The organism is Tessaracoccus caeni (assembly GCF_029211185.1).
Classification (GTDB): domain Bacteria; phylum Actinomycetota; class Actinomycetes; order Propionibacteriales; family Propionibacteriaceae; genus Arachnia; species Arachnia caeni.
In genome coordinates, this window is record NZ_JARGDO010000013.1 from 1 (window position 1) to 17619 (window position 17619).

Genomic DNA, 17619 nt, shown 5'->3' on the forward strand with positions numbered 1-17619 from the left:
GGGGGTGATCTGTGCAATACGCACAGATCACCCCCGCTCAGCCACTTTTATTCGGGACACCCAGCCGTGGACAGCAAGGGGGAGCTGGAATCAGTGGCCTCGGAGCTTCTCGATGGCCCGGCGATCGCGCTTGGTGGGGCGGCCGGCGCCGCGGTCGCGGATGGCGACGCGCCCCTGCATCTCGGCGATGGGCTTGGGCTTCTCCGGGGTGCGGTCGATGTAGGCGGCCTGTGCGGCCGGTGCCCCGACGCGCTTCACAAGGCTGGGATCGACCACCTCGATGATCTTCTCGTCCTGCTCCTTGCGAACCCGGATCTTCTGCCCGGTCACCACCATCTGCGACGCCTTGGCCAGGTGATCGTCGACGCGCACATGCCCGCCGCGCACGGCGGCGGTCGCCATCGAACGCGTCTTGTACATCCGTACCGCCCAGAGCCAGGCGTCGAGTCGAGCCATGAGAGACACCTTAGAGGTTCCGCAGGTGGGTGGCGCCGTCGCGAGGACGTGCTGGATGGATGACATGGCAAGACGGAGAACGAAACTGCCATCGGGTATGCCAGTAAGTTCGACAACGAAGCCAGGTCGCCATCCAGTGCGCCGCAGTAGGTGCCACCTACCTGCGGAATCTCTTAATAGGGTGAGGGACATGAAGAAGGCGATCGTCACCGGACACAGCCGCGGATTGGGTGCGGCGCTGGCCGCACAGCTCGAGCAAGAGGGCTGGGAAGTACTGGGCATCTCGCGCTCCGCGGGCGAGCGCGTCGATCTCGGCGATCCCGCGGCCCTCCTGGCTTGGCTTGAGGGCGACGCCCTCCCCCGCTTCCTGGCCGACGCGTCGGAGGTCCTGCTGATCAACAACGCGGGGCTGCTGGGGTCGGCGGAGGTTGCCGGTCGCGCCGATCCGGCGGCCACCGTCGCCGCCGTGAACGTCAACGTCACGGCGCTGATCCTGCTCACCGACGCGGTGCTGCGCGAGCGTCCTGCCGGCGTGCCCACGCGGATCGCACACATCTCCAGCGGAGCAGGTCGCCGCCCGGTGCCGGGCTGGAGCGTCTACTGCGCCACCAAGGCCGCCGTCGATCATCACGCAGCCACGGTGGCAGCCGAGAACCTCGACGGTGTGCGGATCGCGGCGATCGCCCCCGGCGTCGTCGACACCGATATGCAGGCCGCCATCCGCGGATCCGAGGGTTTCCCTGGCCAGGCGGACTTCGTCGAACTCAAGGAATCGGGCTCTCTGGCCTCCCCGGACGACGCGGCCCGAGGAGTGCTGCGCCTCCTGAACGCCCCCGACTTCGGAAGCGTCATCCAGCTGCGCGTCTAGCGTTCAGTGGGCGGGGTCGCAGGAGTGGTCGATGCCCGCGCCCTGCTCCCGGTTGAACGTCTCCGACTCCAGCTGGAAGGTGGAGTGCTGCACCGAGACGTCGAAGTGTTCAGCCACGCACGACTTGATGTCGGTGAGTATCCGCAGCACGTGGCCGTCGCGGAAGCACTCGTCGGAGGTGACGACGTGGGCGGTCAGCACCGGCAGCCCGGTGGCGATGGTGGAGGCGTGCAGGTCGTGCACGGCCACCACGTGGTCGACCTCCTCGATGTGCCGGCGCACCTCGCCCAGATCCAGGCCCTCGGGGGCGTATTCCATCAGCACGCGGGTGGTGTCCTTGATGATCCCGATGGCGCGCGGCACGATCAGGGCGACGATGAACAGGCCGGCCAATGCGTCGGCCTGCTGGAAACCGGTGAGCGCGATGACGATGGCCGCGACGATCACGCCGACGGATCCCAGCGCATCGTTGACCACCTCGAGGAAGGCAGCTCGCATGTTGAAGTTGGCGTCGCGGCCGCCTTGCAGCACCGCGATGCCGATCAGGTTGGCCGCCAAGCCGATCACACCGAAGATCAGCAGTTCGGTGGAGGGCACCTCCGGCGGCGCGAACAGCCGTTGGACGCCCTCGATCGCGGCGTACACACCCACCGCGAGCAGCAGCGTCGCCTGGGCCAAGGCGGCGATCACCTCGATCCGGCGGAAACCCCAGGTGCGCGTCGCGTCGGCGGGCCGCAGCATCAGCGTCGCGGCGATCAGGGCGACCAGCAGGCCGCTGAAGTCGGTGATCGCATGGGCGGTGTCGGTGAGCAGCGCGAGGCTGCCCGTCAGGATCGAGCCAACCAGCTGAGCCACGACGATCACCCCGGTCAGCGCCACCACCACGAGCAGCCGCCGCCGGTGGTCTTGGGTCTGCGGGATCCCGCCGTGGTCGTGACCATGACCGTGATGGTGGTGGTGCCCGCTCATGCCGCCTCTCCTGTCCGCGCGCCGAGCGGGGACTACCCCAGCCAGAGCCCGAGCGCCCCGGCCGCCGCAGCCAACGCCAGCATCGACGCGCCGTGCAATACCGCCAGGATACCCCCCGGGGGTCTATCCGACAACGCCAGGTTCGCTACCTCCACGCTCGCCGTCGAGAAGGTCGTGTAGCCACCGAGCAGCCCGACTCCGAGGACGAGCTTGAGGTCGGCGAGCCCCGTGTGGTCAAGGACAAGGGCGGTCAGCAGGCCCAGCAGGAAGGAGCCAGTGACGTTGATCACCGTGGTTCCCACGGGGATCCGCGGACGCGGACCCTTTTCGATCAGGATCCCCACCCACATCCGCAGCACCGATCCCACGCCACCCGCGACGGCCAGTAACACCCAGGTCATCGCGCCCCCTCCGCATGATGGGGCACCACACGACGCGCGAGCAGGATTCCGGCGGCGGCAGCCGCGGCACCGAGCGCGATGCTTCCCATCAGATACGCACCGGCCATCAACAGCCCGCCCGACGACGCGAGCTTCTCGCCCTCCATGATGAACGCGGAATAGGTGGTGTAGCCGCCCAGCAGCCCTGTTCCGACGCCGAGCCTCACAAAGCGACGCCAACCGGCATCACCGCCGTTGCGCACCAAGGCGGTCAGGAGAAGCCCCAACAGGAACGACCCAGTGAGGTTGATCAGGAACGTCGCCCACGGCCACCCTGTCGCGGGCCAAGCGGCCTGTAGCACCGCCCGAATCAGGGTGCCGATCGCACCCCCGACGAACACCACCAGCGTTTGCGCAACCCGCATCTTCTCCGCCTTCCCCGGACGACACCAGTCCCCGGGGAGCGTTCGTGAGGGCACGTCACGGCACACCCCGCAGGGATATTGCAGGGACTGTTGGCGACCGCAGCCGCGGTTCGGAGAATCGTCTCCAGGCGAGCCCCACCACCGTGACAGCAGCAAGGCTAGCACCGCGGACGGCCCGGCCGACCTCAGTAGTAGACGGCGAACCGTCCCGTCGGGCCGTCGACGACGTGCACAGGGGTATCGAAGACTCGCGTCAGCACGTCGTCGGTCATGATCTCCTCCGGGGTGCCGAACTCCGCGATCACGCCGTCCTTCACCGCGCAGATGTAGTCGGCGTAGTGGCCGGCGAAGTTGATGTCGTGCAGCACGATGACGATGGTGCGACCCAGCTCCTCCGCGGCGCGGTGCAGGTGCTTCATCATCTGCACCGAATGCCTCATGTCGAGGTTGTTGAGCGGCTCGTCGAGCAGCACGAACTCGGTGTCCTGACACAGCACCATGGCCACGTAGGCGCGCTGCCGCTGGCCACCGGAGAGCTGGTCGAGGTAACGGCCCTCCAGTTCGCGCAGGTCGAAGAAGTCGATGGCGCGACTGATGTGCTCCTCGTCGGCCGGAGTCAGGCGCCCCTGCGAGTAAGGGAAGCGCCCGAAGGACACCAGCTGGCGCACCGTCAGCCTGGTGATGAAGTGATTCTCCTGGCGCAGGATCGAGACGATCTTCGCCAAGTCCTTCGACGCGGTGCGCGAGACGTCGTATCCGGCCACCTCGATCACGCCGTCGTCGAGCTTCAGGAGGCGTCCGATCATGGTGAGCAGGGTCGACTTGCCCGCGCCGTTCGGGCCCACCAGGGCGGTGATGCCGCCGGCGGGGATCTGCAGGTCGACGGGGCCGATGGTGACCTCGTCGCCGTAGTTCTTTCGTACCGCGCTGAGCGAGATCACAGTCGGCCCTTTCTGAGGAGGACGAGCAGGAAGACGCCGCCGCCGACCAATTCGATGATGATCGAGACGACGCCCTGGGCGTAGAAGACGTGCTTCATGACGAAATAGGAGCCCGTCAGGACGATGAAGGCGACGGCCACCGACATCGGGAAGATGTAGCGGTGGTCGTAGGTGTCGGCGAGCTGGTAGGCCAGCGTCGCGACGAGGAAGCCGAGGAAGGTCATCGGTCCGACCAGGGCGGTGGAGACGGCCACCAGGATGGAGACGAAGAAGAGCGTCACCATGGTCTGACGCCGGTGGTTGATGCCGAGGCTGGTGGCGGCGTCGCGGCCGAGGCTCAGCAGGTTGAGCCGCTTGGAGTTGAGCCATAGCCCTCCGCCGGCGATCACCGCCAGCGGGATGGCGAACGGCAAGTAGGAGGCATCGGCGTTGGCGACGCTGCCGAACAGGCGCGCGGTCAGCACGTCGAACTCGCTGGGAGTCAGCAGGCGCTGCATGAACGTCGCGATGGACCCCAAGCCCGCCCCCAGGATGATGCCCACCAGCAGCATCACCTGCAGGTTGCCGTAGCGGCCGGACAGCAGCCACCCGTAGAGCAGCAGGGAGAACCCGACCATGAGGGCCACCTGCAAGAGGAACTGCGAGGCGCCCTGGACCGCGGTGATCCCGGCGACGCCGAGGAAGTACACCGCACCCGTCTGCACCGCTCGGTACAACGACTCGAAGCCCATGATCGACGGGGTGATGATGCGGTTGTTCGTCGCGGTCTGGAAGCTCACCGTCGCGATGGCCTGGCAGAACGCCACGATCAGGATGACGACGACGCTGGTGGCCCGCATCTTGGCGATGGTCCAGAAGCCATCGCTGCCGACGGGCATGGGGTTGTCCCAGGCCAGCAGCCCGAAGGCGAAGAGCAGGGACAGGGTCAGCAGGCCGATGAGCAGGAACCAGTAGCGACGCCTCGCCCTCGCGTCGGGCAGAGCGTGCGACGTGCGGATCGGCTCGGCCTGGGATCCGGTGATCAACATCTCAGACCCTCCTGCGGGTGCGCAGCAGCAGGAAGATGAACACGGCAGCACCCACGACGCCGAGGATCAGCGACACCGGCACCTCGAACGGCATGATGATGGTGCGTCCGATCAGGTCGCAGACCGTGACGATCGCGATGCCGAGGAGCGCCACCCAGGGCAGGTTCGAGCGCAGGTCGTCGCCGCGCACCATCGAGACGATGTTCGGCACGATCAGGCCGAGGAACGGCAGGTTGCCCACCACGACGGTGACCACGCCCGTCGCGATGGCGATCAGCCCCGTGCCCAGCAGCATGATGCGCTGGTAGTTGAGGCCGACGTTGGTGGCGATCTCCTCACCCAGGCCCGCGACGGTGAACCGGTCGGCCGCCACGAAGACGACCACCACGACGATCAGCACGATCCACAACGGCTCGTACTGGCCTCGAATGACCGACGTGAAACTGCCGGCGAACCACACCCCCAGGTTCTGCAGCGCGTTGAACTGGAGCGCGAAGAAGGTGGACACCGCGCCCACGACGGCACCTAGCATGATGCCAATGATCGGCACGATCAGCGAGGCCTTCAGCGAGACCCGCCTGATGAACATGAAGAAGACCATCGTGCCGATGAAGGAGAACCCGATGGCGATCACCATCTTGGTCACGAGCCCGGAGGCGGGGAGGAAGATCATCGCGCTCAGCAACCCGAGGCCGGCCCACTCGGTGGTTCCGGTGGTGGTGGACTCGACGAAGCGGTTCTGCGTGAGCAGTTGCATGACGAGGCCCGACATCGCCATCACCGCCCCAGACAGGACGAGAGCGATGGTGCGGGGTACACGGGTGATCTGGAACATCTCGGCACCGTCCTCGGCGCCGAAGGTGTCATAGACGCCGGTGAACAGCGAGACCACGAGCAACCCGGCCACGACGAGGAACCCGACGGCCAGCCAGGGATCGAAAAGCCGGCCGCGATACCGCGGCCGGGCGGAGGCAAGTGCAGTCACAAGGAGACCTTTCGGGATCTTCTAGAGGGCGCGACGATGGGGCGAGCACGAATGCTCGCCCCACCGTCGGTGCGTTGTGCGCAAGCGCATCAGCTCTGCTTGGCTGCCTCCAGCGCGTCGGCGAAGGAGTTGAGGAACTCGGTGTAGGTCTGGATGCCCTCGTTGATGTAGGTGTCGTTGGGCATGTAGACGATCTGCTCCGACTTCACCGCGTCGACGTTCTTGAGCGCCTCCGAGCCGCCGATGACCTCGGCTGCGGGCTGGAACGCCGGGTCGTCGGACTCGATCGCAGCGGAGCGGTCCATGACGAGGATCCAGGCGGGGTTGGCCTTGGCGATGGCCTCGACGGAGACCTCATCGCCCTCGTGGTCGTCGGTGGCGTCTTCGATGGTCAGCGCGGGGGTCAGGTCGAGCAGGCGGAACATCTCGCCGAGGGTGCGGCCATGATCCGGGGAGATGAACCCGATGTTGCCGCCGGAGACGTTGACGGCCATCACGGTCTGAGCCGGATCGTAGGCGGCCTTCACGCGAGCGATGGCGGCATCCAGGTCGTCGCCCAGCTGCTTCGCCTCGGCCTGCTTGCCGAAGATCTCACCCAGCACGGTGACCTGACGCTTGAGCTCGGCGTCGAGGGGCTGATCCTCGCGGGGATCCAACTCGATCACAGCCGCGTCCGGAACCAGCTTCTTGATGTCCTCGTAGTAGCCGACGAAGCGCTGGCCGCTGACGACCAGGTCGGGCTGCGCGGCGACGATCAGCTCGAGGTTGGGCTCGCGGTGCGCGCCGACGTCGACGAGCGAGGAGTCCTGGGTGTACGCGATGGTGTCGGGCATCAGCGAGACGGCAGCAGCGGAGAGCTGGACGCCCCAGTCGGAGAGGGTCTGGAAGGTGCGGTTGTCCAGCGCCACGACGGACTTGGGCGGAAGTGCCACGGTGTGGCTTCCGTGGTTGTCGTCGAAGGTGTAGCTGTCGGCGGCGGCGGGCTCACTGGCGGTCGCGCTGTCGGAGGCGCTCGGCGAGGTCGCGGGGGCGTTGGTGGTGGGCTCGGAGGGCGAACCACCGCACGCGGTGAGCGCGAGGGCAGCGGCCGCGGCCAGGGTTGTGAGAGCAAGGGGACGGGGCAGGGACATGGTCCTTCTCCTGATAGCTGTCAATTCTCGTCGATTTACACAAGTTGTTTGTGCACAAAATGATTCTAGAGAGGTTAGCCTAACCAATTCCTGGAGTCGACTTTCGGACAGCTGAATGCCCACCATTCGGACACCTCGTCGGCGAGACGGCCTGCGAAAGCCTCGCGTCAATGGCGTGTATCGTCAGCACCGGTGTGTCGGGAAGTCTGGTCGACGGCCGCGAGGCACACCTCCGGCCCGACACAGGAAGGCCCCATGACGCAAACCAAGCAGACTCTGCTTCGCAAGATCACCGGCAGTGAGACCGCGAGCGGCGCACTGTTGCTCGCCGCAGCCGCCATCGCCCTCATCTGGGCCAACTCTCCGTGGCACGAGGCGTACACGGCTCTCTCCGAGACCACCGTCGGACCCCACGCACTCCATCTGGACCTCTCCCTTGCCGCGTGGGCGTCGGACGGCCTGCTCGCGCTGTTCTTCTTCGTCGTCGGCATGGAGCTCAAGCACGAGTTCGTGGCCGGCAGCCTGCGCAATCCCAAGGAAGCTGCGGTTCCGATGATCGCGGCAGCTGGGGGCGTGGTCGTGCCTGCACTGGTGTTCATTGCCGTGATCCTGACTACGGACCCAGGCGCCGTCCATGGTTGGGCAATCCCCGGAGCCACCGATATCGCCTTCGCCCTGGCCGTGCTAGCCGTCTTCGGGCGCGGTCTGCCGCGAGGCCTGCGCACCTTCCTGATGACGCTGGCCGTCGTCGACGACCTCATTGCGATCATCATCATCGCTATCTTCTACACCGCCGCCATCCAAGGGCTGTTCCTTGGGCTTTCGCTGATCGTGATCGCGCTGTTCGGCCTCGTCGTCAGGATGCGCCGCGTGCGTTGGTACCTTCTACTCGCCCTCGCCATCGTGGCTTGGGCCCTGCTGCACTCCTCCGGCGTGCACGCCACAGTCGCGGGCGTGCTGCTTGGCATGACGGTGCCCGCCGTCGCCATCCATGGTGAACAGCATTCGCGTACCGGCAGCTTCAATCACACGCTGCATCCCCTGTCGTCGGGAGTCGCGTTGCCGATCTTCGCGTTCTTCGCAGCCGGGGTGACTTTGGTGGGTGGCGAGGGAATCGCGTCGATCTTCGGGCAAGGCGTCGTCCTCGCCGTCACAGCAGGCCTGGTGATCGGCAAGCCGCTCGGCGTGCTGGGCACCACCTGGGTCGTCACTCGCTTCACCAGACTGCGCTTGCCGGACGCGATCGGTCTCCGCGATCTGCTCCCCGTCGGGTTCCTCACCGGCATCGGCTTCACCGTCGCCCTGCTGGTGGCCGAACTCTCCTTCCCCGACGGCCATCACACGGCGGGCGCGAAGATCGCGGTGCTGACGGCTTCGCTTCTCGCGGCGATCCTGGGAGCCATCCTGCTGCGCTGGGACGCTCACAAGGCTCGCTCCGCCGACATGAACGAGGACGGCATCCCCGACCAGGACACCGGCACCATCTAGCCTCCCCCGCTCCTTGAGGTGCGACGAAGTCGCCTCGAAAGGAATATCCGGAAGCCGAACGACAGACTCCGCCCGACCTCACCTGTGACGATCTGCTTTCCGTGCCGCGCCCGGTAAGCTACTCCCTCGTGGCTCTCACTATTGGAATCGTCGGCTTGCCCAACGCCGGCAAGTCGACCTTGTTCAACGCGCTGACCCGTAACAACGTGCTCGCCGCCAACTATCCGTTCGCGACGATCGAGCCGAACGTCGGCGTCGTCGGCGTGCCGGATGCGCGGCTGCCCGAGCTGGCCAAGGTGTTCCGTTCCGAGCGCATCGTGCCGGCCACGGTCAGCTTCGTTGACATCGCCGGTATCGTGCGCGGCGCCTCCCAGGGTGAGGGCATGGGCAACGCGTTCCTCGCGAACATCCGCGAGGCCGACGCGATCTGCCAGGTGACCCGCGTGTTCGATGACGAAGACGTCACCCACGTCGACGGCAAGGTGGATCCCGCCTCCGACATCGACACCATCACCACCGAGCTGATCCTGGCCGACCTGGCCACCGTCGACAAGGCACTCCCCCGCGTCGAGAAGGAGGCCCGGATCAAGAAGGAGACCCAGCCGAAGCTGGCAGCCTTCAAGGCAGCCAAGGAGGCGCTGGAGTCGGGCAAGGGCGTGCGCACCGCCGGCCTCGACCTGGATGAGCTCTACGAGCTGCACCTGCTGACCGCCAAGCCCTACATCTACGTCTTCAACTGCGACCAGGACGAGCTGGCCGACGAAGACCTCAAGGCCCGGATGCGCGAGATCGTCGCCCCGAGCGAGGCTATCTTCCTGGACGCCAAGTTCGAGTCCGAGTTGGTCGAGATGGAGGAAGACGAGGCCCGCGAGTTCCTGGTTGAGATGGGCGTCGAGGAGCCTGGCCTCGATGTGCTGGCCCGCGTCGGCTACGACACCCTGGGCCTGCAGAGCTACCTGACCGCCGGCCCGAAGGAGTCGCGCGGCTGGACCATCAAGAAGGGCACCACCGCCCCCGAGGCCGCCGGCGTGATCCACACCGACTTCCAGAAGGGCTTCATCAAGGCCGAAGTCGTGAGCTTCGACGACCTGATCGCCACCGGCTCCATGGCCGCCGCAAAGGCGGCAGGCAAGGTCCGCCTGGAAGGCAAGGACTACGTCATGGCCGACGGCGATGTCGTCGAATTTAGATTCAATGTCTGACCCCTGGAGGCAGAAAGCGAGCCGTTCGTCCGAGCGGAAGTTCACTCGAGTTCAGGTGCGCTATCGAGGACGTCTAGGGATCGAGGTGGGTGTGTTCGTCGCTGTGGATCACCTCCGTCGTGCCGGGGTGCTCGACGCTCACCAAGAGAACCAATACCTCGACATCGATGACTGGTTCGAGGAGAATTTGCCGAATCCGCCGTTCTATGAGGATGGCAACACGATCGGTGCGGTGACCTGGTTTAAAGTGCCGCTTCCCGATGCGATGGCTCATCGTGTGGAAGCGCTCCAAGCCATACTTCACGCGCATGGCGTTGAGCACGACGTGGTGTTCTCCGATGGCCCTGGGGAGGTCGTCTATGAGGATGAATTTCAGATCGGGGTCGTGCCGCCGATCCGTGGCAAGATGACCCCCATGCCGGAGGGACTCGTTCTCGGACCGACAAGCGCTGGATCAATACGCAAGTTCTTGCAGGGTCAGAAGCAGGGAGAAGCGGCGACGTAGTGGAGCTCCGCTTCAACGTGTAGTCGGTTCCCGGATCGGGAACAGCGCGGCTGGTTCCGTCGGTATGCCGACTCTTCTAACCGCATTGTTCCCACACTCACTCACGGTTGCCGAGCCGGTGAGGAGAGTGACCACGATGGCACTGAGTTACGAAAAGTACCTGGCAAAGCGCCCGGTGACTTCTGCCGAGCGCGTGGAGGTCGGCTCAACCGACACGGGTTCCTGCTCCTGCGAGCGGTCCCTTCTCGCGCTCGTGGCGCTACTCGATGACCAGCATGTCGTTGGCGTCGAATTTCCACGAGTCGGCGTAGGCAACTTCCCAGTAGTAGCCGTCAGGATCGCGGAAGTAGCCGCTGTAGCCACCCCAGAAGACCAGCTCGGGCGCCTTGGCTATGGTGCCTCCGATGTTCTCAATCGTCGCGAAGATCGCGTCCACTTCTTCGCGGGTTTTGGCGTTATAGGCGAGCGCGATGCCGGTGAAGGCTGCGGCCGGGTCTGAGGTGGCCGGCGGATTGTCTCCGCCGATGTCTGCGGCCAACGCCTCGCGCTGGAAAAGTTCGAGTTTGGTGCCCCCGTTGTCGAAGAAGACGATCTCGGGGTTGTCCTCGTTGTTGGGCGTCTCGAAGCCGAGTCCATCACGATAGAAGGCCCGGGAGCGGGTGAGGTCGGCCACTCCCAGACAAATCAGATTGATGCGGTTGAGTCTGGGGTTCGGCACTGAGTCACTCATTGAGCCACGGTACACCGACGGCTCTGCTCCCTGACCGTCTCGATACTCCAAGGCCGCTGCGAGGTCCGGCCTCGACGACGCGCTCAGTCACGGCGGTTCTCCGCGTAATAGCTGGACACGTCGGTGAGGGGCACTGTTCCCGGCTTCACAAGCGCCATCACGTCGGAGACGACGGCCTCTCGAGGCCTCCGGCGGGGAGAGCACGATCCAGGACGGCCTCCGCCAAAGCCGAGAGCCTGACGACGGGTGTGCCGTGGGACTCGGCGTAGGCGATCTCACGGCTGGTGGACTCGCCGACGTAGCCGCCGGGGTCGACGACGAACACGGCATCTGCAAGGTCGATCTTGCGGAGGTGAAGCGCGTCCAGCCCTTCCTTCTGTTCCTCGGCGATCACGTCGCCTCGGTGCTGGAACACGGCCGGGGCGACGACGATCGCGCCGGCGAGCGTCAGCCACCGGTTCGCGTCGGCCATCTCGTCGCGGAACCTCGTCGAGCCACAGATGCAGACGATCCGTGGCCGGCCGTCGACCGGTTCACGCAGGACATCGGGCACCTTCCACCCCGCACCGAACGAGGCTGCCGAGGACTCTGCCGAAAGCTCACTCATCACCCCAGGCTAATGGGCGAACCAGGAACAACCCGACGCGTGTCGGACACCCCGCCGGGACCAGGTTTGGTTAGGTGAATCGCATGGAGAAGGCACACGACGTGGGCTGGGCCTGGTCATGGTTCCGCACGCCCGCGAGGCCAACCACCACGGACGCGGACATCCGGGCCGCAGCCGAGCGGTTGCTTGCCGGGGAGATCGGCGAAAGGGAGTTCCTCGTCTGGATGCATGAGCGAGTCGGGCACGACGGTTCCGCCGAGTTGCAGGATCTCGTGGTGATGGACTGCTGCGACTATCCCGAACCGGAGTGGCCGGACCTACCACCCGGCGCCTGCGCCACTATCCGAGACAGGGCGCAAGAGCTGGCCTCGCGCTGGCATATGGCTGATTGATCACCTCCGGCTTGTTGATATCATGATATCAACAAGCCGGAGGTGTCACCTTGACGAACGTTCTCATCCGCGGGCTCAGCGAAGCGGCGGTGGAGCACATCGACGCCCGGGCGGCCGAGCTAGGGCTGTCGCGCAATGAGTTCCTGCGTCGCAAGCTGGAAAACGAAATTCAGCCTGCCCCTGACACGACAATCACCGTCGACGATTGGGCTCGCTCTGCGGCCGTCTTCGCCGACCTTGCCGATCCGGCTGTGATGGACGCCGCATGGCGATGACGGGCTGGCTCATCGATAAGTCGGCCTATGTTCGCATGCTGGCAGGACAAGCTCTACACCTTGGCGAGTGGAACCTTCGCATCCAGCGCGGGCTCGTTCGGCTCTCGACAGTAACCAGGCTCGAACTGGGATTCTCAGCACGGTCAGGGGCTGCCGGGCGCGAGGCGTTCGGGATGCCTCCGCTCTCACTCATGCCCATCGAACGCTTGACTCCTGCGATGGAGGACCGCGCTTGGGAGGTGCAGATGCTGCTCGCCGATCGCGGCCAACATCGTGCGCCATCCATCCCTGACCTGCTGATTGCTGCCACGGCAGAGAAGGCCGGACTGACCGTGCTCGCCGTCGACAAGGATTTCGACCTGATCGCAGAGATCACAGGCCAACCGATCGAGACGCTCGCCGTGAAGTGACGCGCCTGCCGGTGCTTTCGGCGCCTACCGCGAGGGTCGATTTGGCTCGCCGAGGGAAGGCATGGATCTCCAGTTTTCTTTCGCACGCAGCAATACGATGTGCGGATGACGCTGGATGAAGACTCGCCCGAGGGCTGGCCCGGCCATCTGCCGACGTCGGTACGACTGGAGCCGATCGGTGGCGGCTGGGTGGCGCGGACCCAGCTGGCGACTCTCGTCGATGGCACCCGGGTCGTGGTCAAGGACTGCCCCTACGCCGCCGTCATCGAGGCCGACGGGCTGACCGCCCTCCGCGAGGCCGGCGTCCCTGTCCCGGACGTCCTCTCGGCAACAGGCCACCGTCTGATCCTCGAGTACGTCACCGGTAAACCCGACTGGGCCGGCCTGGGCGCGGCGATCGCGCGCATGCACCGCGCCACCGGCCCTCACTACGGGTGGCGCATCGACAACCGGGCCGGCAGGTTCGTCCAGCCCAACACCCCATCCGAGCATTGGCCGACGTTCTTCGCCGAAAACCGCGTCCGCACCCATCTGGACGACCCTACGGTCCCCGACGAGGTGCGTCGACGCCTGCACCGGGCCTGCGACGGTCCGCTCCTCACGATGCTGCCCGACCACCCGACGCCGTCCCTCACACACGGCGACCTGTGGGTCGGCAACACGGTCGATGGACGCTGGGTGATCGACCCGGAGGTGTCCTTCACCGACCGCGAACTCGACCTCACCCACATGCTCGGCGCCTCCAGCAACCCGTTCCCACCCGAGTTCTGGGACGCGTACACCTCCGAGTGGCCGGTCCCCGACGACTTCGACGAACGTCGCCGCGTCCTCGGCCTCCATCACCGCCTGCTGGGGGTCCGTCACTTCGGCGAGCGCAGCATCCCGGCCCTCGTCGCCGACCTGGACGCCCTGGGCTTGCCCTAGAGCCACATTCACCGACGGCCCTGAACTTATAGCTGGCTAGGTTGGTCGCACTGTGTAATACGTACGCTGCGACCAGCCCAGCCAGCTATAAATCCGCATCAGGGTGACGGCTGCATCCTCGTCGAGGGAGACCGTCTGGGGTTCGCCTCAAAGCGCGCGTCTCAGGGCTTCTCGCGTCACCCGAAATGGCCACCCGGGCTCATGAGGACGCTGTTACCCTTTCAGCAAGGCAGGCTCGCAGGATGGTGGCCACTGCCCGGGCCATGGTGTCGAGGGGCAGCTGACCCACTCCGTCGCCGATCTCCGGAAGGTGGACGAAACCGGATTGGGGGACCGCCACGTTGCTCAGCGAGTGGTACATGACCGCGTTGCAGACGTAGGTGCCGGCCGACAAGGAGAGTTCCACCGGCAGGCCCTGCTCCTGACACGCCGCCAGCGCCGCCTTCACGGGGATCGTCGCGAACAGGGCGGGCGGGCCGTCGGGATCGAGGGACTCGTCGAGCGGCTGGGCTCCGGCATTGTCGGGGATCCGTGCGTCGGCCAGGTTGAGGGCCACTCGCTCGATCTCGACCTTGGGCACCCGCCCGGACAGCCCAAGATGCAGAACCGCCACTGGTTGTTCCCGCTCGACGATGCCGGCGACGACTTCCGGCGCTCCTGCGTAGGTCACCGGGAGCAGCGCCGTGACCAGCCTGGCCCCCTCACCCTGCGCATCCCAGGCATCCGCGACCGCGAGGGCCACGTCCCACGAGGCATTGGTTGCCGAGCCTCCGAACGGCTCGAACCCAGTCAGCAGAATCGTCGGAATGCTCACGCGCCAAGATTAGGGCCTGTCGACACCGCCTCCAGGTGGCCGGCTCACATCACCACAAGACAGACGGCACTTTCTCAAAGGCGATGGACAGCGGGCACCGGACGGTCGGCGGTAGCGTGGGAATCGGAAGTCGAACGGCGACGCGAACATGGAGGTGCAGGCGATGGGCGAAAGTGGCGTCATCGGGCGACCCAGGAGACCGTCGCCGATGGGCGGACGCAGACCGACCCGCGCCGACCTCACCAGATTCGCCACCGACAATCCCGACGCGATCGACGACGTACTGCCCGCCGACGGCGCGCCGCTGCGAATGCTCATCGTCGGAATCAACCCCGGACTCTGGACGGCGGCCGTGAACGCGCCGTTCGCCCATCCCGGCAACCGCTTCTGGCCATCGCTGCACCGGGCCGGGCTCACCGATCACGTCGTCGACGCGGCCGCCGGGCTCTCCGTCGACGACGAGGCCCAGCTTTTGAATCGAGGCATCGGTCTCACCAATCTGGTCGGCCGGGCCACCGCCCGAGCGGACGAACTCAGCCGCGAGGAACTCCGCACCGGCGGTGCAAGGCTCGTGAGCCGCCTGGATGACCTACGACCCAGCGCCGTGGCCATCGCGGGAATCACCGCGTTCCGAACGGCCTTCTCCCTGCCCAAGGCAAAGCTCGGGCAGCAAGGTCCCGCCATCGTCGAGGGCTGGCCGCCGGACGTCGCACTGTGGGTGGTCCCCCAGCCCAGCGGCCTGAACGCCCACGAAAACATCGATTCGCTTGCCGACCGCTGGCGCGAGGTCTGGCGCTCGACACAGGACGCGACCCCGACACTCAACGCTCTCGCCGATGAAGGCAATAGCGACGATCCCCCTCCAAATGCCGGCCGTGACCTGATCGGCTCGGGGGCGTGGGAGTGGTAGATCTGTGGGCGTCGTCAGCAACGAGACAGGGCGCCTTATCGATGCGCCGGGGATAGGCTCGGGCCACGGAGATCCAGCGCGGCGACCATCAGACCACCACCACCCACTGGTGGTGACGGCCCGGCTGGGGGCTCAGGCGTAGGCCAGCTCGGGCTCCGCCACGGCGGCAGCTTCGGTCACCTCAGCCTGCAACGCGATCAGCCTACGACGGTGCCCCACCCACGAGATGACCAGCGGCACCAGCGCACCCACCCAGGCCAGCGGGGCCGCGAGGGTGACACCGAGGAAGCCGAGCGGACCGACGAGCAGCAGGCCGACCGCCGCGCGGAACACCAACTCCATGAAGCCGGCCAGCGTCGGAACGAGCGTCGCACCCAGGCCCTGGATCGACTGCCGCAGCACGAACAGGCTGGCCAGCGCAGGATAGAAGAGGGCCTGCATGGTCAGGTAGTCGTGCGCGAGCCTGACGATCGCGGGCTCACCGGCACCGGTGAACAGCTCGGCAATGGGCGCGCCGAAGACGAAGAGGGTGAGCCCCAGCACCAGGGCGAGACCCCACGTCACCAGGCTGACCTGCCAGACGCCCTGTCGGATCCGCCCCCACTCCCGAGCCCCGTGATTCTGCGCGGTGAACGTCACCATCGCAACACCGAATGCGGACAACGCGGCGATGGCGAGCTGGTCGATCCGCATGGCCGTAGTGGCGGCAGCAACGGCGTCGGGCCCGAGTCCGTTGATCGCCTGCTGCAGCACGACGGCGCCGATAGCGATCACCGACATCTGGAAGCCGAGTGCCAGGCCGGGACGAACGGAATCGACCGCCTCTCCACGAACGGGCCTCCAGTCGGCCCGGACGAGACGGAGCGCGGGCGTGCGTCGCAGCACCCACCAAGAGCAGCCCACCGCCGATGCCAGCTGGGCGACTGCGGTGGCCAAAGCCGCGCCACCGACCCCAAGACCCGCCGCGCCGATGAAGAAGAACACCAATCCCGCGTTGAGCACGCTGCAGGCGATCAGGAAGATCAGCGGCGTGCGGCTGTCGCCGAGCGCGCGAATGACGGCCGTGACGTAGTTGAACGCCATCGTCGCCGGCGTCGCCCAGAACGAGGCCAGCAGGAAGATGGTCGCGTCGGCCATCAGCTCCGGTGGGGTCCGCATCAGCGTCAGCAGCGGCTCAGCCAACAGCGTGCCGGCGACGGTCACCACCGCGGCGATCGCCACCGAGACCAGCGTCCCGAGCGCGATGAACCGACGCGTCGCCACCATGTCGCCCGCACCGAACGACCGCGCCACCGGGATCGCCATGCCGCCCGCTGCGCCGAAGGTGAAGCCGAGCAGTAGGAACAGCACGCTGCTCGTCGACCCGACGGCAGCGAGAGCATTGACCCCCAGCAGTCGTCCGACGACGACGGCGTCAGTGAAGTGATAGATCTGCTGGAACACATTGCCCAACAGCAGCGGAATGGCGAACAGCACGATCACACGGACGGGCGAGCCGACCGTCAGGGTCTTGGTCATGAAAAACTCTCCGGGCGCGCAAGCGCCAGGTCGTAAACGGTGGGGGAAGGAAGGTCCGGCCATTCGGGTCGGGCCAAATCAGCCTACTCCTGGTCCAGGTGTCATGCACATTGAGCGCTTCACCCCGGCGTCACTCGCTCTGGTACCCGATACCTCCGCGAGGCCACGGCTGCGAACGCTGAGCCTCGACGCCCTCGTTGAAGCGCCGCATCAGCTCCGCGAACCGCCGCACGTCGTCGGGATCCCAGTCGCCGACGATCGCCCCGAACGCCCCGCGCCGCGCCTTGAGCTCCTCGAGCAGCCGGGCGCTGCCTTCCTCCGACGGCCGGTGCAGCCACGCGGCACCACCGTCGGGATCGCGGATCTTCTCGATGAGCCCGTGTTTGATCGCCGCCGTCAGCTGTCGGTGGATGGTGGAGATGTCCAACCCGAACGCCTCGGAGAGCTGGGCGACCGTCATCGGTCCCTGCGCCTCGAGCCGGGCCAACAGGACGGTGGCGCTGCGGTCGAGGTGGGCTTGCCGACCATGGGGCGCAGTGCTGTGAACGGCATGGCGCTGCAACAGCATCTGCTCGTAGACCAGGGACTCCAGGGCATCGAGCATCGTCACTCCAACCGGTCCGGGATGAGCGTTCTCGGATTTTCACGCTCGCTGTTTGTAT

At 66.3% G+C, this 17619-nt stretch carries 22 protein-coding genes; 9 read left to right on the forward strand and 13 right to left on the reverse strand.

The window, feature by feature from the left end; all coding sequences use genetic code 11:
• Window positions 1-90: 90 nt before the first annotated feature.
• Entirely contained in the window at window positions 91-456 is a 366-nt protein-coding gene (locus tag P0D62_RS12060; protein WP_275702805.1) for an RNA-binding S4 domain-containing protein, read from the reverse strand.
• Between the two features lie 190 nt (window positions 457-646).
• On the opposite strand from P0D62_RS12060, the gene P0D62_RS12065 reads away from it, so the two are divergent.
• On the forward strand, window positions 647-1324 hold the full coding sequence (locus tag P0D62_RS12065; protein ID WP_275702806.1) for an SDR family NAD(P)-dependent oxidoreductase: 678 nt from the start codon (window positions 647-649) through the stop codon (window positions 1322-1324).
• A gap of 3 nt (window positions 1325-1327) precedes the next feature.
• On the opposite strand, the gene P0D62_RS12070 is transcribed toward P0D62_RS12065, so the two are convergent.
• The 7 genes from P0D62_RS12070 to P0D62_RS12100 all read right to left on the reverse strand — a co-directional run bounded on the left by P0D62_RS12070 (window position 1328) and on the right by P0D62_RS12100 (window position 7182).
• Window positions 1328-2293 carry a cation diffusion facilitator family transporter gene (locus P0D62_RS12070; protein WP_275702807.1) on the reverse strand — a complete coding sequence of 322 codons (966 nt, stop codon included), beginning with the start codon at window positions 2291-2293 and terminating at the stop codon, window positions 1328-1330.
• 32 nt (window positions 2294-2325) lie between these two features.
• Complete coding sequence (locus P0D62_RS12075; RefSeq protein WP_275702808.1) at window positions 2326-2694, reverse strand: fluoride efflux transporter FluC; 369 nt, start codon at window positions 2692-2694, stop codon at window positions 2326-2328.
• Window positions 2691-3098 carry a FluC/FEX family fluoride channel gene (locus P0D62_RS12080; protein WP_275702809.1) on the reverse strand — a complete coding sequence of 136 codons (408 nt, stop codon included), beginning with the start codon at window positions 3096-3098 and terminating at the stop codon, window positions 2691-2693. The genes P0D62_RS12075 and P0D62_RS12080 overlap by 4 nt, the downstream gene beginning before the upstream one ends.
• A 185-nt stretch (window positions 3099-3283) precedes the next feature.
• Entirely contained in the window at window positions 3284-4039 is a 756-nt protein-coding gene (locus tag P0D62_RS12085) for an iron ABC transporter ATP-binding protein (protein ID WP_275702810.1), read from the reverse strand.
• A complete protein-coding gene (locus P0D62_RS12090) occupies window positions 4036-5067 on the reverse strand; it encodes an iron chelate uptake ABC transporter family permease subunit (RefSeq protein ID WP_275702811.1) in 1032 nt (343 codons plus the stop codon). The genes P0D62_RS12085 and P0D62_RS12090 overlap by 4 nt, the downstream gene beginning before the upstream one ends.
• A 1-nt stretch (window position 5068) precedes the next feature.
• Window positions 5069-6052 carry an ABC transporter permease gene (locus P0D62_RS12095; protein ID WP_275702812.1) on the reverse strand — a complete coding sequence of 328 codons (984 nt, stop codon included), beginning with the start codon at window positions 6050-6052 and terminating at the stop codon, window positions 5069-5071.
• A gap of 89 nt (window positions 6053-6141) precedes the next feature.
• Complete coding sequence (locus P0D62_RS12100) at window positions 6142-7182, reverse strand: siderophore ABC transporter substrate-binding protein (RefSeq protein ID WP_275702813.1); 1041 nt, start codon at window positions 7180-7182, stop codon at window positions 6142-6144.
• Window positions 7183-7437: 255 nt separating this feature from the next.
• Here P0D62_RS12100 and nhaA point away from each other — a divergent pair, with 255 nt between their 5' ends.
• From nhaA to P0D62_RS12115, 3 genes are all read left to right on the forward strand, one after another.
• Entirely contained in the window at window positions 7438-8670 is a 1233-nt protein-coding gene (gene nhaA / locus P0D62_RS12105; protein WP_275702814.1) for a Na+/H+ antiporter NhaA, read from the forward strand.
• A 128-nt stretch (window positions 8671-8798) separates the two neighbouring features.
• The gene (gene ychF / locus P0D62_RS12110; RefSeq protein ID WP_275702815.1) at window positions 8799-9872 is read left to right on the forward strand and encodes a redox-regulated ATPase YchF; all 1074 of its coding nucleotides are present in this window, start codon (window positions 8799-8801) and stop codon (window positions 9870-9872) included.
• 85 nt (window positions 9873-9957) lie between these two features.
• On the forward strand, window positions 9958-10377 hold the full coding sequence (locus P0D62_RS12115) for a hypothetical protein (protein ID WP_275702816.1): 420 nt from the start codon (window positions 9958-9960) through the stop codon (window positions 10375-10377).
• A 259-nt stretch (window positions 10378-10636) separates the two neighbouring features.
• Here the strand turns inward: P0D62_RS12115 and P0D62_RS12120 are convergent, their stop codons facing one another.
• Window positions 10637-11107 carry a VOC family protein gene (locus P0D62_RS12120; RefSeq protein ID WP_275702817.1) on the reverse strand — a complete coding sequence of 157 codons (471 nt, stop codon included), beginning with the start codon at window positions 11105-11107 and terminating at the stop codon, window positions 10637-10639.
• Between the two features lie 157 nt (window positions 11108-11264).
• Complete coding sequence (locus P0D62_RS12125) at window positions 11265-11714, reverse strand: hypothetical protein (protein ID WP_275702818.1); 450 nt, start codon at window positions 11712-11714, stop codon at window positions 11265-11267.
• 83 nt (window positions 11715-11797) lie between these two features.
• Here P0D62_RS12125 and P0D62_RS12130 point away from each other — a divergent pair, with 83 nt between their 5' ends.
• The 4 genes from P0D62_RS12130 to P0D62_RS12145 all read left to right on the forward strand — a co-directional run bounded on the left by P0D62_RS12130 (window position 11798) and on the right by P0D62_RS12145 (window position 13715).
• Window positions 11798-12106, forward strand: coding sequence for a hypothetical protein (locus P0D62_RS12130; protein WP_275702819.1), 309 nt, complete (start codon window positions 11798-11800; stop codon window positions 12104-12106).
• A 50-nt stretch (window positions 12107-12156) separates the two neighbouring features.
• Window positions 12157-12381: a type II toxin-antitoxin system VapB family antitoxin gene (vapB, locus tag P0D62_RS12135; protein WP_275702820.1), complete on the forward strand. Its 225-nt coding sequence runs from the start codon at window positions 12157-12159 to the stop codon at window positions 12379-12381.
• Window positions 12372-12791, forward strand: a complete 420-nt coding sequence (locus tag P0D62_RS12140) for a PIN domain nuclease (protein ID WP_275702821.1) — start codon at window positions 12372-12374, stop codon at window positions 12789-12791. Before vapB ends, P0D62_RS12140 begins: the two co-directional genes overlap by 10 nt.
• Window positions 12792-12896: 105 nt before the next feature.
• The gene (locus P0D62_RS12145; protein ID WP_275702822.1) at window positions 12897-13715 is read left to right on the forward strand and encodes a fructosamine kinase family protein; all 819 of its coding nucleotides are present in this window, start codon (window positions 12897-12899) and stop codon (window positions 13713-13715) included.
• Between the two features lie 199 nt (window positions 13716-13914).
• Here P0D62_RS12145 and P0D62_RS12150 read toward each other — a convergent pair whose 3' ends face one another.
• On the reverse strand, window positions 13915-14529 hold the full coding sequence (locus P0D62_RS12150) for a pyroglutamyl-peptidase I family protein (protein ID WP_275702823.1): 615 nt from the start codon (window positions 14527-14529) through the stop codon (window positions 13915-13917).
• A gap of 208 nt (window positions 14530-14737) precedes the next feature.
• Between P0D62_RS12150 and P0D62_RS12155 the strand changes: the two genes are divergently transcribed.
• Window positions 14738-15439 (forward strand): mismatch-specific DNA-glycosylase, encoded by a 702-nt coding sequence (locus P0D62_RS12155; RefSeq protein WP_275702824.1) that lies wholly within the window; start codon window positions 14738-14740, stop codon window positions 15437-15439.
• A gap of 132 nt (window positions 15440-15571) precedes the next feature.
• On the opposite strand, the gene P0D62_RS12160 is transcribed toward P0D62_RS12155, so the two are convergent.
• Both P0D62_RS12160 and P0D62_RS12165 read right to left on the reverse strand, forming a co-directional pair.
• Complete coding sequence (locus P0D62_RS12160) at window positions 15572-16957, reverse strand: MATE family efflux transporter (protein WP_275702825.1); 1386 nt, start codon at window positions 16955-16957, stop codon at window positions 15572-15574.
• A gap of 130 nt (window positions 16958-17087) precedes the next feature.
• Window positions 17088-17561 (reverse strand): MarR family winged helix-turn-helix transcriptional regulator, encoded by a 474-nt coding sequence (locus P0D62_RS12165; RefSeq protein WP_275702826.1) that lies wholly within the window; start codon window positions 17559-17561, stop codon window positions 17088-17090.
• Window positions 17562-17619 lie beyond the last annotated feature (58 nt).